This window comes from Candidatus Dormiibacterota bacterium, assembly GCA_035532035.1.
In the GTDB taxonomy this organism is placed as follows: Bacteria; Vulcanimicrobiota; Vulcanimicrobiia; order Vulcanimicrobiales; family Vulcanimicrobiaceae; genus Tyrphobacter.
On sequence record DATKRS010000011.1, the window covers coordinates 49,942 to 65,118 of the forward strand.

General features: G+C 65.5%; 13 protein-coding genes. 5 read left to right on the forward strand and 8 right to left on the reverse strand.

All coding sequences use genetic code 11. The features are described from left to right. Positions 1 to 33 precede the first annotated feature (33 nt). Both manB and VMV82_04120 read left to right on the forward strand, forming a co-directional pair. Positions 34 to 1,386: a phosphomannomutase/phosphoglucomutase gene (gene manB, locus VMV82_04115; protein ID HUY40735.1), complete on the forward strand. Its 1,353-nt coding sequence runs from the start codon at positions 34 to 36 to the stop codon at positions 1,384 to 1,386. A 181-nt stretch (positions 1,387 to 1,567) separates the two neighbouring features. Next, positions 1,568 to 2,710, forward strand: coding sequence for an amidohydrolase family protein (locus VMV82_04120; GenBank protein ID HUY40736.1), 1,143 nt, complete (start codon positions 1,568 to 1,570; stop codon positions 2,708 to 2,710). Positions 2,711 to 2,719: 9 nt separating this feature from the next. Here VMV82_04120 and VMV82_04125 read toward each other — a convergent pair whose 3' ends face one another. The 7 genes from VMV82_04125 to cysK form a co-directional block, all read right to left on the reverse strand. Then, positions 2,720 to 3,622 carry a sulfite exporter TauE/SafE family protein gene (locus tag VMV82_04125; protein ID HUY40737.1) on the reverse strand — a complete coding sequence of 301 codons (903 nt, stop codon included), beginning with the start codon at positions 3,620 to 3,622 and terminating at the stop codon, positions 2,720 to 2,722. 48 nt (positions 3,623 to 3,670) lie between these two features. Next, complete coding sequence (locus VMV82_04130) at positions 3,671 to 4,057, reverse strand: glyoxalase (protein HUY40738.1); 387 nt, start codon at positions 4,055 to 4,057, stop codon at positions 3,671 to 3,673. Positions 4,058 to 4,062: 5 nt separating this feature from the next. After that, complete coding sequence (locus VMV82_04135) at positions 4,063 to 4,482, reverse strand: type II toxin-antitoxin system VapC family toxin (protein ID HUY40739.1); 420 nt, start codon at positions 4,480 to 4,482, stop codon at positions 4,063 to 4,065. After that, positions 4,479 to 4,703, reverse strand: a complete 225-nt coding sequence (locus tag VMV82_04140) for a type II toxin-antitoxin system Phd/YefM family antitoxin (GenBank protein HUY40740.1) — start codon at positions 4,701 to 4,703, stop codon at positions 4,479 to 4,481. Before VMV82_04140 ends, VMV82_04135 begins: the two co-directional genes overlap by 4 nt. A 59-nt stretch (positions 4,704 to 4,762) precedes the next feature. Further along, entirely contained in the window at positions 4,763 to 8,263 is a 3,501-nt protein-coding gene (gene metH, locus VMV82_04145; GenBank protein ID HUY40741.1) for a methionine synthase, read from the reverse strand. A gap of 140 nt (positions 8,264 to 8,403) precedes the next feature. Further along, a complete protein-coding gene (locus VMV82_04150) occupies positions 8,404 to 9,384 on the reverse strand; it encodes an asparaginase (GenBank protein ID HUY40742.1) in 981 nt (326 codons plus the stop codon). Positions 9,385 to 9,417: 33 nt separating this feature from the next. Then, on the reverse strand, positions 9,418 to 10,380 hold the full coding sequence (gene cysK, locus VMV82_04155) for a cysteine synthase A (GenBank protein ID HUY40743.1): 963 nt from the start codon (positions 10,378 to 10,380) through the stop codon (positions 9,418 to 9,420). Between cysK and VMV82_04160 the strand changes: the two genes are divergently transcribed. From VMV82_04160 to VMV82_04170, 3 genes are all read left to right on the forward strand, one after another. After that, positions 10,379 to 12,169: a serine hydrolase domain-containing protein gene (locus tag VMV82_04160; GenBank protein ID HUY40744.1), complete on the forward strand. Its 1,791-nt coding sequence runs from the start codon at positions 10,379 to 10,381 to the stop codon at positions 12,167 to 12,169. The genes cysK and VMV82_04160 overlap by 2 nt on opposite strands. Positions 12,170 to 12,174: 5 nt before the next feature. Then, entirely contained in the window at positions 12,175 to 13,116 is a 942-nt protein-coding gene (locus VMV82_04165; GenBank protein ID HUY40745.1) for an NADP-dependent oxidoreductase, read from the forward strand. Between the two features lie 65 nt (positions 13,117 to 13,181). Continuing rightward, the gene (locus VMV82_04170; GenBank protein ID HUY40746.1) at positions 13,182 to 13,592 is read left to right on the forward strand and encodes a hypothetical protein; all 411 of its coding nucleotides are present in this window, start codon (positions 13,182 to 13,184) and stop codon (positions 13,590 to 13,592) included. Between the two features lie 14 nt (positions 13,593 to 13,606). On the opposite strand, the gene VMV82_04175 is transcribed toward VMV82_04170, so the two are convergent. Next, on the reverse strand, positions 13,607 to 15,175 hold the full coding sequence (locus tag VMV82_04175) for an FAD-dependent oxidoreductase (protein ID HUY40747.1): 1,569 nt from the start codon (positions 15,173 to 15,175) through the stop codon (positions 13,607 to 13,609). Positions 15,176 to 15,177 lie beyond the last annotated feature (2 nt).

Sequence of the window (15,177 nt, forward strand, 5' to 3'; positions counted from 1 at the left end):
AGGTTTCAGCACACCGTCTCCGAACAGGGCGCCATGCAGTCCCGCCTGGGCGCAAACATCTTCAAGTCCTACGACGTTCGTGGGATTTATCCGTCAGAGCTCAACGACGATGTTGCCTACGCGATAGGCCGGTGCTTCGCACCGCAGCTCGGCGCGCGTACCATCGCGGTCGGTCGCGACATGCGCCCTTCGGGCACCGCCCTATTCAAAGCGTTCGCTCGCGGTGCGACGGAGGCCGGCGCCAACGTCGTCGACATCGGCCTCGTCTCGACCGACGCGTTGTACTTTGCCGTCGGAAAGTTTGGCTTCGACGGCGGCGTCATGATCACGGCGTCACACAATCCGGCGGATTATAACGGCATGAAGTTCACGCGTGCGCAAGCCGAGGCGATCTCGCTCGATACGGGCCTCGCAACGATTCGCGACTGCGTTCTCTCGGGCGCACTCCCGCCGCCGGCGAAGACGCCGGGCTCGATCTCCAGCCGCGACGTGCTCGACGCATTCGCGGAGCACTGCCTTTCGTTCGTCAATCGTTCCGCGATCAAGCCGTTCAAGGTCGCGATCGACGCTGGAAACGGCATGGCCGGCAAAACCGTTCCGTACGTGTTCAAGCACTTGCCGTGCGAGGTGACGCCGCTCTTCTTCGAGCTCGACGGCAGCTTTCCGAACCATCCCGCGAGCCCGATCGAGCCAGAGAACATGGCGGACCTACAGGCCGCGGTGAAACGCCACGGCTGCGACGTCGGGGTCGCGTTCGACGGGGATGCCGATCGCATGTTCATCGTCGACGAGAAAGCGCAGCTCGTCGACGGCAGCACCGTGACCGCGCTCGTCGCGCTCAATACGCTCAAACGCCATCCGGGGGCAAAGATTCTCTACAATCTCATTTGCAGTCGCAGCGTCCCCGAGCTCATCACCCGCGCGGGCGGCATCCCGATTCGCTCGCAAGTCGGTCACTCGATCATCAAGAAAACCATGCGCGAGCGAGATATCGTCTTCGGAGGCGAGCATAGCGGCCACTTCTATTTCAAAGATAATTGGTACGCGGACTCCGGAATGATCGCGCTAATGCAATGCCTCGAGGTCTTCAGCGAGGCCGATGCTCCGGTGAGCACCGTCATCGCTCCCATCGACACGCGTTACCGCTCGGGTGAGATCAACACGCACGTCGACGACGTGGCCGCCAAGCTCACGCTCGTCGAATCGCACTATCGCGACGCAACGATCGACCATCTCGACGGCGTCACCGTAGAGTACCCGCACTGGTGGATGAACGTGCGCCCTTCCAACACGGAGCCGCTGCTGCGGCTCAACGTCGAAGGCGACACGCGCGAGCTCATGGAGCAACGTCGCGACGAGGCGCTCGCACTGATACGTTCCAGCTAGGGGTAGCCGCAGAAGAAACGCAAAGCCCCTTCGTCTCGGAGCCGCTCTTGCGCTTCGCCTCCTCGCTCCTGCTGCTTAGCCTCCTCGCCCCCGCCGTCCTAGCTCCCGCTTGCCGCGCTTGCTTTGTAAAATGTCTGGCGAGGGCAAGGGCCGTTTAACGCGGTCGCGAAGAGCGCCGCTCGTGGGACTCACCCTGGGGCCCGCGTTCATCGCGACCGGTGACGGGACATCGATCTTCGGACGCTTGGGAATGGCGGATGGCCGCATCGATGCATTGTTACCCGCGGAGGGTGCAACCGACGTTCCGCTCCCCGACGGCAGCATCATCGCGCCGGGCATGATCGACGTTCACACCAACGGCGCGGGCGAGCATCTGTTCAACCGCGATCAAGGCTACGCCGTACCCGTTGCATCGCGCGAGTACGCCCGCGTCGGCGTCACCGGGTTCGTTGCGGGCATCATGACGGCGCCGTGGGAATCCATGCTCCACGCCGCCTCCGAGGTCGTCGAGGCAGCACACGCGCTCGAAGAAGACGAACCGCACGGTGCGCGTTGCCTCGGCGTGCACTTCGAAGGCCCGTTCTTGAACGCGAAGTTTCGCCGCGTGCATCGCAGCGACTGGATCGTTCCCGCCTCCGAGCGCGGCGCGCGTGAGATGGTGGAAGCCTGCCACGGCGGATGCCTGATGGTCACGCTCGCACCAGAGATCGAGGGCGCCGCAGACGCAGCGCGCGTCTTCTTGGAGCACGGCGTCGTCTGCTCCGCGGGCCACACCGGCGCGCGCTACCGCGATGGAATTCTCGCGATAGGGCTAGGATTCCGCTCTCTGACGCATGCTTTCAACGCCATGCCGCCGCTCGATCATCGGGATCCGTCGCTGCTCGCGGCGTACATCCAGGACGCGCGAACGCTCGTACAGGTGATCTGCGACGGATACCACGTGTCGCCGGTGATGATCGACATCCTGCACCGGACGCTCGGCGAGCGCATCGTGCTCGCAACCGACTTCATGCCGGCAGCCGACGCGAGCTATCACATCGAAGGCGGCGTCATGCGCTCGTCTGACGGGACGATTGCCGGCAGCGCGCTCAGGATGGATCAGGCCGTGCGCAACTACATGTCGTACGCAGAACTGCCGTTCGAGCGCGCGATCGTCGCGGCAACGTACGCGCCCGCAAAGCTCATCCGCCACGACCATCTCATCGGACGCATCGCACCGGGAATGCGCGCGGATCTCTCTCTTTGGGATGCCGCCCACGACGTCATCGGCACGATCGTAGGCGGGACGTTTGTCTTCGGAGCGACGACGCCCGCTACGGCGTAGAACGCATCGTCACGCGCCCGCCCCTTTGACCCGAACCGCGTCGGCGCGACCGCGCACCATTGCCGAGCGAAGCATCGCGATCGCCGCATAAACGACCACGACCACGACGAGCCATCGCACCGCGGTGATCGGCAGCCACTGGAAGAACCGCCAGGCGAGATACACGCCGGGTAATCCTGCGACGGTCAGACCCAGTGCCGCTCTGGCTGAATACGCATCAAAGCGGATGAAGCGGATGCTCGCGGAGGGCATGAGGAACGCGCACGAGCCCATCATGATGGGAAACGCGACGGCCGGCTCCATCCCGAGCAGCGCCACGAGCATCATGGCCGGAGCGTAAAGACCGATCCCAATCGTCATGAGCGCGCCGAGGCAGAAGTTCGCCACGACGCCGATCCATAGTTTCAGGCCGAAGAGTGCGTGCGCGTGACCTCCGCCCGGAAGCCAGTTCAGATTCTTCATAACGAAGAGCGCCGCCGCGATCAGCAGCACCGTACCCATCCCGATCTGAATGTAGTGGCGGGGCCAACGCGCCACGAAGCCAGCACCGAGCCAGGCCCCGAGCACCGCCGCGGCAATGAGCGACACGAGTGTGATCGGCTCCACGGCCGCGCGGCTCGTGAAGCCGATGAAGAGCACCGCTTCGAGAACCGTCGGCAGCGTGTGACCGATGTTCAGCGTCCCCGGAATACGCTCGTCGGGAACGAGACGAAAGAGCTTGAAAAGCGAGGTCGTCGGAGCGAACGATCCGATGCCGAGCGTATCGAAGAAGTCGGTCACGAAGCCGATCGCGAGCTCGATTAGGCGCGGCCGCGCGAGGCCGCGGCGCTTGACGATCAGGGCGTCGATCCAGGCCCACACGAAAAGCGCGGTAACGAAGCCCAGGACGATAAGGAGAACTGTCTCAACCATCGCTGCGTGGCATTCGAGTATCGCGCGCTCCTGCCATTTTCGTTCGTCCTACTCGGGCTTCCGGCAGCAGATTTCCAGCGCGTTCCCCTCGGCATCTTCGAAGAACGCCGCATAATAGGACGGCCCGTACTCCGCAACGAGCTGCGGCGGCTCGAACTCGCGTGCACCGTGCTCGCGTACGGTCGCCGCGAGACGGTCGACCTCCGCGCGCGATTGTGCGGCGAATGCCACGCGCGTACCGTTCGGCACGTGCCCGTCCTGTTGGACGATCCAAAAGAATGCGTCCGTCCCCGCTTCGTTCGGCCGGTGGTAGCCGACGGACTCGGCGTCGTCGTGCTGATCCGTGTATCCCATTTCGACTAGCAGTGCGTCGTAGAGCGGCCGCACCAGCGCGACGTTGGCGACGCGAAAATCGATGTGATCGTAGAGCATCACGTCCTCTATCGACCTCGCCTCTTCGTTCGCTGCCTTTCAACGCGAACGGTGCGAACCTTGTACTGGAGAACTCTTCGATCGAGCGTCAGAAGCACGAGGTCTTCTTCGAGCGCCTGCGCGATCAAGAGACGATCGAACGGATCGCGATGGAACATAGGAAGCGTCGCGACACGCACGGCGTGCTGCTCCGTTATCGGAAGCGACTGCACGAGCAACTGTGAAGAACGAGACCGCACGTACGCAGCGGGAGGCTCCGGGAGGGGCAGCTTGCCGGTCGAGTACTTTATGGAAATTTCCCAGGCAGAGGCGACGGAAAGGAGCCGGTGCGGCGACGCGTCGAGCGCCTGCCGCATCGCGGCAGGTACGCGCTCCGGCTCCAGCGCCAAGCTGAGAAATACGTGCGTATCGAGCAGGACGCCGTTCACAGATACTCCTTGAAATCATCCGGAGTCTCATCGAAATCAGGTGGAATTTCGAATTTCCCACGATCCATTCCGAAGGCATCGCTCGGCTTTCGTTCTTGAACGGGCACCAGCTTCACCAAAGGCTTCCCGTTGCGCGCAATCACGACTTCCTCGCCCTTGAGCGCTTCGCCGACGAGGAGCGATAAGTGCGTCTTCGCCTCATACATATTGACGCGTTTCATCTGGTCTAGTCTAACATACTAGACCAACTACGCGCAAGACTCGCGCCTGGGATGCTCGGCTACGTCGCGGGTGCGGAGCGTTCTCGCGTGGCGGCAGCATTAAAGTAGCTCGCCTTCGGATGGTGGAGCACGATCGCGGCAGTCGATTGCTCTGGAACGATTTGGAAACCGGCTGTGAGCGTTACGCCGATGCGCTGCGTTGCGTCGAGCAATCTGAAGACGGTGTCGTGTTGCGCGAGATCGGGGCACGCGCCGTAGCCCCACGAATAGCGCTTCCCGCGACCCGGTTCGATGCCGAGCTCGGCACGAACGTGCCGGTGCACGAGCTCCGCAAGCGCTTCGGCGGATTGAACCGAGAACCCGTGCAGAAAGTAGGCCTCGCTGTAGTCGCCGGCCGACTGCAACGCTTCGACTAGCCGACCGGCCTCCTCGCCCACGGTGACGATCTGCAGCGCGACGACGTCGGCGGCACCGCCGTTCTCGCGCTCGCGCACGTAATCGGCCAGCGACAGATGCTCGCCGCCCGGCTGGCGCGGGAAGGCAAAGCGCCCGATCTCCTTCGTTGCGTCCGCCGAGTCGAAGAGCACCACGTCGTCGCCCTCCGCCACCGCACGAAAGTAGCCGTAGACCGCGCGCGGCGCAATAATCTCGCCGCGCTCCGCCCGCTCTTGGTAGCGGCGCAGGCGCGGCTCGAACTCTTCGGCGACGAGCCGCTCGAACGCGGCGCCCTTCGTGTTGGCGGCGCCCCACGACAGCCGGTAGAGGCTGCGCAGATCGAAGCACGGCCACAGCGCGTGCAGATCGATTGCGTCCAGCGTGCGCGCGCCGTACGCCGGCACCGTCGGAATTGGAGCCGGCTGAGCGCGCACCGTGGAAACCACTGCGGTGCGGGCGACGTTCGTCGGCGCCGCGCTGCGCGCGATTTGCGCCAAGGCCTCGGAGCGCGCGCGCTCGACGAATACCTCTCGCCGCGCCGGCTCGCCGGTGAGCGTCTCCATGATCTCGAGGCCTTCGAAGGCATCCTTCGCGTAGAAGAGTCCAGGCTCGAAGAAACGCGTGCCGTCGAGAACGGCGATGCGCCGTCCGAACTCCCGATTGATCGCCGCTCCGCCGACGATGATGGGGAAGTGAAGGCCGCGCACGTCTTGCTCCTGCACGCAGACCGGCATCTGCTTGCTCGTCGAGACGAGCAGCGCGGAGAGCCCGATCGCGTCTGCGCCGACTTCGACCGCTTTCTCGAGGATCGCGTTCATCGGAACCTGCTTGCCGAGATCGAAGACGGTGTAGCCGTTGTTCGAAAGGATGGTATTGACAAGATTCTTCCCGATGTCGTGCACGTCTCCAAAGACCGTCGCGAGCACGATCTTGCCTTTCGTGACGCCGTCTTTCTTTTCGAGGAATTGCTCCAAGTGCGCGACGGCTTTCTTCATGACCTCCGCCGATTGCAGCACGAACGGCAGGATCAGCTCGCCCGCGCCGAAGCGGTCGCCGACCTCTTTCATCGCCGGCAGCAGGATCTCGTTCAACACCTCGACCGGCGTGCGCGAGCGTAGCGCCTCGTCGATCTTCTTCTCGATGCCGTCTTTGCGGCGGTGCAGAATCGCGTGACGGATACGCACCTCGATCGGAGCCCCATCGTCCGCGGTCTCTATTTCATCGGGCGTTTTCACGCCGGCCGACTCGACGTGCTCGATGAGGCGCGCGAGTGCGTCGGCACGGCGGTTGAACACCAAATCGTCGCAGCGCTCCCGCGCCTGTGCGTCGATCTCCGCGTACGGTGCGATCTCTTTGGCGTGGACGAGCGCGCAGTCGAGGCCCGCCGCCACGCAATGGTGGAGAAACACCGAGTTCAGCGCGGCGCGCGCCGCCGCTGAGAGGCCGAACGACACGTTCGAAACGCCGAGCGAGGTGAGAACGCCGGGAAGCGCGGCCTTGATGGAGCGGATGCCTTCGATCGTGGCGACCGCGGACTCCGCGAACTCGGCGTCGCCGGTCGCGAGCGTGAACGTCAGCGCGTCGAAGATCAGCGCGCCCGGCGGCAAGCCGTACTCCCCGACTGCAATGTCGTAGATACGGCGCGCGACCTCGACCTTGCGCTCGACGGTCTTTGCCATACCCTGCTCGTCGATCGTCAGCGCTACGACCGCCGCCCCGTGCTCGATTGCAAGCGGCAGCACGCGGTCGATCTTCGCGCGACCCGCCTCCAGGTGCACGGAGTTGAGAATCGCCCGCCCCGGGTAGTTCTGCAATGCCACTTCGAGAACGCGCGGCTCGGTGGAATCGATCATGAGCGGTGCCTCGACCGACTGCGCGAGACGCCTGACGATCTCACGCATCTGCAACTCCTCGTCGCCGCGCTCCGTGAGCGCGCAGCACACGTCCAGGACGTGCGCCCCACCTTCGACCTGCTCGCGCCCCAACAGCACGATGTCGTCGTAGCGGTCCTCGAGCAGCATGCGCTTCATGCGCCGCGAACCTTGACTGTTGATACGCTCGCCGACGAGCAGCGGTCGCGGTTCCTGTTCGAGGCTCACGGCGGTCATCGCGGACGCGACGCATTCAGGACGTCCCTTCCGCGCCGTCCTCGCGTGCGTCTCCCCTACGGCCTCCAATGTCTTTCGCAAGGCCGCGATATGCGCAGGTGTGGTGCCGCAGCAGCCGCCGATCGCGCCGACGCCGTATTCGCGCACGAACTCCCCGAGCTCGCGCGCGAGCTCTTCCGGCGTTTCCGGGTAGATCGTCTCGCCGCGCGGTCCCATGAGCGGCAGCCCCGCATTGGGAATCACCGCGACCGGGCAGCGTGAGGTCTCGCAGAGATACCGGATCGAGTCGCGCATTTGCGCGGGACCGGTCGAACAATTGAGCCCGACGACATCGATCGGCAGCGCGTCGAGCACGGCGCAGATCGCGCGGATGTCCGTTCCGAGCAGCATCCGCCCCTCGGTGATGAGCGTCGGCTGCGCTTGAATCGGAACGCGTCGCATTCCCCGCCCAAACTCGCGTACGATTCCGGCGATTGCGGCCTTCAGCTCGAGCAAGTCTTGCATCGTCTCCAGCAAGAGCAGGTCGACGCCGCCGTCGATGAGCGCGCGCGCTTGTTCGGCGTAGATTTCCGCGAGCTCCTCGTAGGTGATCTTCGAAAGCGTCGGATCCGACGAGGAGACGAGCATACCTGTCGGGCCCATCGAGCCGGCAACGAAACGGGGCCACTGCGCGGTCGCAACGGCATCGCAGGCCTCGCGCGCGATGCGCGCGGCGTCGCGGTTGATCTCGCCGGTCCTATCGCCCAGGGCGTACTCGTCGAGCTTGAGCCGCGATGCGGTGAACGAATCGGTTTCGACGACGTCTGCGCCCGCTGCGAGATACGCTTCGTGCACGCGACGCACGAGATCGGGCCGCGAGAGCACGAGCGCTTCGTTGCATCCTGCGTACCGTTCGCCTCCGAAGTCGGCCGGCGTGAGGCCAAGGGCCATCAACTCCGTGCCCATGGCGCCGTCGAAGAGCAGAACCTTCTTCTCGAGCTCGGCGAGGTAGCTAGGAGCTTGTCGGACTTGAGCCATTTCCGGATTCCGGTGTCGAATTTTGTTCGAAGACGAGGCGTGAAGAGGGAACGAAGCCGTAGCTTCGTGACCGATGAGCGACGAAGTATTCGGGCAAAAGGCGACCCGGAGACGGGAACGTGCCTACGTCCGACAAGCTCCTACACAACATCAATGGCACCGACCGCGCGTCCCGCCCGATTGTACACGATGGGGCGCGAGAATCGCTCGAGGCTCCCCATCTGCGCCTCATCCAGCGCGCCGAGGCGCGCGAGGATGGCAATGCTCGAGGGCGCGCGCGCGCGCCCCGTGCCGTCGCTCACTTTCGACGCGAGACCGATTCCCAGCGCGAGCGCAGCAACGGCCTGCACGCCTTCCGCACCGCCTTTGGAGAGAATCGTACCGCCGCCCGCCCGCATCAGCTCGCTGTCGAACTCGCCGGTGCCGGCGACGTATTCGGGGCGCGCGAGCATTGCCGCGCGCACGATCGCGAGCGCCGCCGCGTCGTTCTCCTCTACGGCCTCGAGCGATGCAAGACGCCCGAACGAGAGCGCGGCCCGCCGCAGCGGCGTCGCGTACACTGGAATGCCGCACCCGTCGACGGCGATCGGCCAGAGCCCGGAATCGTCGTCGGACAATCGCGCACACAAGGCCAGGATCGTGCGCTGCGCAGGATGCTGCGGGTCGAGGTAGGTCGCGGTGTCGGCTCCGAGCATGCGGCATAACGCCAAGATTCCCGCATGCTTACCGGAGCAGTTGTTGTGTATCGCAGTCGGCTCTTCACCACGGCGCAGCATCGCGTGCGCCGCCTGCTCGTTGTACGGCAGGTGCGCTCCGCAAAAGAGCGCTGACTCCGGCAGTTCGATCTTCTGCAAAATGGAGCGCACGGCGTTGAGATGGAAGAGTTGCCCGGAATGCGACGCCGCCATGACGGCGATCTCTCGCTCGTCGAAACCAAATCGCTCGCGCGCGCCGGCGGCGATTACCGCCGCTGCGATGAACGGCTTCGATGCGGAGCGAAGGTACACCGGAGCGTCGATGTCGCCGGAAGCAAAGACGACATTGCCGCGCGCATCGCACGCGCACGCGCGCACGTCGTGCACGGACTCGACGAGCGATCCCCGCGTTACCTGAACGACCACGTCAGAGCGGGTTCGACGGTCGCCCGCGAGTTCTTATGCGAGAGCCGGTTCGACGACGACGGCCTCTTGCTCGGAAAAGACGGGATTGCTCAAGTACCGTTCCCCGGTGTCGCAGGCGAAGGTGACGATCGTCTTGCCGTGCATCTCGGGACGCTGCGCGACCTGGAGCGCCGCCCAGATGTTGGCGCCGGACGAGATTCCGACGAGCATGCCTTCTTCGCGCGACGCGCGCCGCGCCGTCTCGATTGCGTCGGCATCGCTGACGCGAATCACCTCGCCGTAGATCGTCGTGTCGAGGACGTTCGGCACGAATCCGGCACCGGTACCCTGAATCTTGTGCGGCCCGGGAGCGCCGCCGGAGAGCACCGCAGACCCGTCGGGCTCGACGGCGATCGTCACGACCGCACTCTTATGCGACTTCAACGCTTGCCCGACGCCGGTGATCGTACCGCCGGTTCCGACAGCGGAGATCACGACGTCGACGGCCCCGTCCGTGTCGCGCCAGATCTCCTCTGCCGTCGTCCTCCGGTGAATCTCCGGGTTTGCGGGGTTGTCGAACTGCTGCGGCGTGAAATACCGTCTCGGGTTGGCGGCGTGGATTGCGCCGGCTCGCGCAATGGCGCCCTTCATGCCCTCGCTCCCCGGCGTGAGCACGACTTGCGCTCCGTACGCCTTCAGAAGATTGCGCCGCTCGATCGTCATCGTCTCGGGCATCACGAGAATGCACGGATAGCCCTTCGCCGCGGCGACGAAGGCGAGCGCTATACCGGTGTTGCCGCTCGTCGGCTCCAAGATCGTCATGCCGGGAAGGAGGCGCCCGTCACGCTCGGCCGCCTCGATCATCGCCACGCCGATGCGATCCTTGACCGAGCCGGCGGGATTGAAGGACTCCATCTTCACGAGAACGGTCGCGCCCAGACCCTTCGTCAGGCGCGGGATTCGAACGAGCGGCGTATTGCCGAACGTGTCCGCAAGATTCTCGTAAATTCGTGCCATGATAGAGCGTGTAACCACGCAAGGCGGGAAGGCGTTGCAGGCCGAACGCCCGTTCGCAATGCGCGCTATTCTCGCCTCACTGCTCGTCATTACGCTCGCCGCCGCGGCGCCGCCGGCCCGGCCTGGGCCGAGCCTCGACGATGCGATCGCCGCCATTCGCGCCTATGCGCCCGAAGCGATGGCCGAGCAAGGAACGCCCGGCCTCTCGGTTGCGATCACCGATCGGACGCATACGCTTGCAATCGTCACGCTCGGATACGCGAATCTCGCCGCGAAGACGCCGGTAACGCCGGCGACGCGTTTTGCAATCGGATCGATCACGAAGTCGATGACGACGCTGGCGTTGCTCCAACTGCGCGACGAGCACCGCGTCGACCTGAATGCGCGCGTGAGGCGCTATCTTCCGTGGTTCTCGATCGACTCCGCAGGCAAGCCGATACTCGTGCACGAGCTTCTTTCGCACACGGCGGGCCTTCCCGACGATTACTCCGTGGCGCCGAGCTATCTGTACGACGTCGCGGCGCTACGCGAAGCGCACACGCTCTTCACGCCCGGAACGGCGTGGTCGTACTCCAACGACGGCTACGCGACCATCGGCGCCGTTATCGCTGCGCTCGACCATCGTCCGTGGGCCGATTCGCTGCGAGCGCGCGTGCTCGACCCGATCGGCATGAGCGACACGGCACCCGTATTCACGCCCGACACGCTCGAGAGGGCTGCGACCGGCTATGAGTTCCGCGACGCCGACCGCCCCGCGCCGCTCCATCCGGCGCTCGTCCCGTCGCGCGTCATGGATTTCGTCGATCCCGCCGGGTCCGTGCTCTCGACGCCTGAGGACATGGCGCTCTATCTGCGCGTCTACCTGAACGGCGGCGTCACGGCCTCGGGACGGCGCCTCGTCTCACGCGCGAGCTTCGATGCGATGACGCGGCCGGACACCTATCGCAACGGCCGGCCGGCAGGGTCGCCGGTACCGATGCTCGCGGAGGCTCCGCAGTTCTACCGCCAGTACGGCTACGGCCTGGCCGTTTTCGGCAACGACGCGAGCGCCGGCGGTGATCACGTCGTCGGACATACGGGTGGCATCTCAGGATACACGGCCTGCATGCAAGCAAACCTCACGCGCGGTTTCGGTGCGATCGCAATGGCCAATCTCGTGGAAGAGCCGTTGCACCCCTGCGCCATCGTACTCTACGCCATGCGCGTCCTGCGCGCGCAGAGCTTGGGCCTGGCTCTTCCCGCACCTCCGCTCGCACCGGATCCCGCGCTCGTCCCCAACGGCTCCGATTACAGCGGCACGTACACTGCAGCGAATGGAACCACGTTCGCGATCGCCGGCGTTCCGGGACGGGTCGTCATGATCGACCACGGTCAATCGTACGCGTGCTATCCGCGCGGCCCAGATCTCTTGTGGAGCTCCGATCCGCATTACGCGCTCTTTCTGCTCCATTTCGGGCGCAATGCGAGCAAGCACGTGGTTGAGGCGACGTACGGCTCGCAGTGGTTCGGAAACCGCCAGTACTTCGGACCGAGGGGCTGGAGCCATCCGCGCCGGTGGGATGCGTACCTAGGCCGATATGAAAACACGTTTTGGGGATCGCCGGACGTCGTGCGCGTGATCGTCGTCAAGGGCGTCCTCACGCTCGATGGCCTGCAGCCGCTCTCGCCACAACGCAACGGCACGTTTACTGCGGGAAGTGACGTCGTTCGATTCGACGTCGTCGCGGGCGGGAAAACGCAGCGCATGCGCGTGGACGACATCGATCTGTATCGCGTCGAGCTTCCGTAGCCGTCATGAAAGCCGTCGTCGTCGAGCACCGCGGTTCGCCGGGAGCGCTCAAGGAGATGCCGGATCCTCAGCCGGGAGTGCACGAGGTCCTCGTCCACGTCTGCGCGGCCGGCGTGAACCCGGTGGACTGGAAAGTGCGCGATGCCGGCACGCGCCCGATGCCGTACGTTCTCGGACAGGATTTCTCCGGCACGGTCGCCGCAGTCGGGAGCGCGGTGCGGCGATACCGCTACGGAGAACGCATCTTCGGGGTCGCGCACGATCGCGGCGCGTTCGCCGAGTACACGCTCGTTCCGGAGGAGAGCACCTCGCAGCCCGCAGCAAAGATTCCCGACGACGTCGGCTACGCCGATGCGGCGGCGCTTCCAACCGCCGGAATCACGGCGCTGGGATCGCTCGATGCTCTCCAGGCCGCCAAGGGAACGACGCTCGTCGTCGTCGGCGCGACGGGCGGCGTCGGCACCTTTGCGGTGCAGATCGCGCGGGATCGCGGCGCGCACGTGATTGCCAGCGGACGCGCGTCCAACGAGCGGCTCGCGCGCGAGCTCGGGGCCGACGAGTACGTGGCGTACGACCGCGAAGACGTCTTCGCGGCGATTGCGCGCGCACATCCCGGCGGCGTCGACGCGGTACTCGACCTCGTCGACGACGCCGACGCCATCGGGCGCACCGCCGGCATCATACGCGAGGGCGGCAGAATCGTTTCGACGATCCATGCCGCGGACGCGGCGTGGTTCTCAGCGCGCAAGATTCTCGCGGAGAATCTTCGCATGACCCATACGGCGGCATCGTCGCACGAAGGGCTGCGTACGCTGGTCAAAATGCTCGAAGAAGGCCGCCTCCGCACGGTCATCGCCGCCGAGCGACCGCTGTCGGAGGCGGTTGACGCGCTCGAGGAGAGCAAGCGCGGCGCAGTGGCCGGCAAGCTCGTCCTCATGGTCGAGTAACCTTCCCCGGCACGTTGAGAAGCGAGAAGCGGAGCGCGGTGCACCCACGACGAACCGACGCCCTCATGCCCAAACGGTTGCTCTTCGCTCTGGGGGTCCTTGTGTTGGTCCTCGTGGCCTGCAAGTCCGCCGCAACGATCACGCCCAAACCGACGCCGAGCCCTACTCCAACGGCGAATCCGACGGCGAACACCGCGACGGTCAATGCCCAGTACAACGGAAGCGCGTACCTCGGAACGATCTACGCGAACGCCGCAGCGTCGGGATGCCCGGGATCGACGGTCGTCAGCGGCTCGACGGTGTCGGCAACGCCGACCCTCACAACCGTGAACGGTCAATCGGTGGGCCAAGCGACGCTCTCGCCGCTCACGCCGAATACCTATTACACGTTCTTCTACGTCGTCGGCGGCGGACCGACGGTCTCCTCGTGCACCCTGAACTGGACGTACGGCCCCGTCACGCTGAAGTATCCTTAAGGGAGCCTCTTAGCTTACAGCTCCGCGTTCGGTAGCCACGATGCGTCGTTCGCGGGCATCGCAGGAGCGCTCTCCTCGTCGACGTCGAGAACCCAGAGCGCACGGTGCGGAAGAAACGCCGCTCCGTCACGCGCCGCGACGCGCCGGAGAATGCGCGAGATGCGGTGGCCGCCGATCTCGCGCCCCCACGCGATCGGACCGCGCGGGTAGTTCGTCCCCAGACGCATCGCAGCGTCGACGTCGTCGGCCACGGCGACGCCCTCCTCGACGGCAATCACCGCTTCGTTGACGATCGCACCGATGGTGCGCCCGAGAAAGAGCCCGGGGACGTTCTCCACGAGAACGACACCGTGGCCAATCGCTTCGAAGCTCTCTTGCGCGAGCTCGAGCATCTCGTCCGAGGTCGCGTCCGCATCGACGATCTCGACGCCGTCCTGCTCCGCGAGCGAGCCGAGGATGCCGTATCCCACGAGGCGATCCGGATGCTGCATCCTCGCCGCGCATCGGTCGAGATCGGTTGCGTATGCATCGACGAAGATCGCACAGGCGGGATCGAGGAGCGCGTCGAGCCGCGCGACGGCGACGCCGCGATCGCTCTCTCCGTCCCCGACGTCGAAAAGGAGGGTCGGCTGAACGTCGAGATGCTCGACCTCCTCGTCGTGTGTGAAGCGCGTCACGGGTGCGCAATGCGCGTCGAGTGCCGCCGCGAGCTCGTCGGCGAGGCCGCCGGCACCCAACACTGCAGCGTGCTCGTCCTCGCTGCGTCGGACCCGCGGCTTCGTGCGAAGGTCGAGGCGCGGCGGCGGCCCCGCATAGGAGTAAAAGCCGGCTCCCGATTTGCGGCCGAGACGGCCCTGCGCGACCAGTGCGCGCTGCAGTGCAACCGGCGCAAGACGCTCGGCCTGCAAGCGCGCGTACACCGATTCGCTCGTCGCAAGGTTGACGTCGAGGCCGATGAAGTCCATGAGCTCGAAGGGACCCATGCGAAAACCGGCTCCGCGAGCGAGCGCGTCGAGCTCCTCGACGCGTGCGACGCCGGCGTCGAGTGCGCGCATCGCTTGCAGGTAGAACGGCCGGGCCACGCGATTCACGATGAATCCCGGCGTGTCCGCCGTGGCGACGCCCGTCTTGCCGATACGCTCGACGAACGCGCGCCCGCGCTCGAGTGCGTCGTCTGCGCTCTGCGGCGCGCGCACGATCTCGACCAACCGCATCTTCTCCGGCGGATTGAAGAAATGCAGGCCGATGACGCGTTCGGGCGCCGACGTCGCGCGCGCAATCTCCGCCACCGAAAGCGATGACGTGTTCGTGGCGAGCACGGCGCCAGGCAGAGAGCGTTCCATCTGGGCGAAGACATGCTCTTTGAGATCGAGCCGCTCCGGCACGGCCTCGATCGCGATCTCCACGCCGTCGTCGCTCGGAATCTCTGCGACGACCTGCGCGCTTCCAGCACGCGCGGCGGCACGCTCGCGCGCCTCGGCATGTGGCTCGACGAGGATGACCGCGTAGCCGCTCGAGGCTGCTACGGCCGCGATCCCGGCACCCATGCTGCCGCCGCCGACGACGACGATGCGATCCGCCACGG

Coding starts and splice junctions, on each gene's coding strand:
- manB (HUY40735.1), top strand. CDS start 34: ATGCAGTCCCGCCTGGGCGCAAACATCTTCAAGTCCTACGACGTTCGT.
- VMV82_04125 (HUY40737.1), bottom strand. CDS start 3,622: ATGGTTGAGACAGTTCTCCTTATCGTCCTGGGCTTCGTTACCGCGCTT.
- VMV82_04140 (HUY40740.1), bottom strand. CDS start 4,703: ATGAAACGCGTCAATATGTATGAGGCGAAGACGCACTTATCGCTCCTC.
- metH (HUY40741.1), bottom strand. CDS start 8,263: ATGGCTCAAGTCCGACAAGCTCCTAGCTACCTCGCCGAGCTCGAGAAG.
- VMV82_04160 (HUY40744.1), top strand. CDS start 10,379: ATGATAGAGCGTGTAACCACGCAAGGCGGGAAGGCGTTGCAGGCCGAA.
- cysK (HUY40743.1), bottom strand. CDS start 10,380: ATGGCACGAATTTACGAGAATCTTGCGGACACGTTCGGCAATACGCCG.
- VMV82_04165 (HUY40745.1), top strand. CDS start 12,175: ATGAAAGCCGTCGTCGTCGAGCACCGCGGTTCGCCGGGAGCGCTCAAG.
- VMV82_04170 (HUY40746.1), top strand. CDS start 13,182: ATGCCCAAACGGTTGCTCTTCGCTCTGGGGGTCCTTGTGTTGGTCCTC.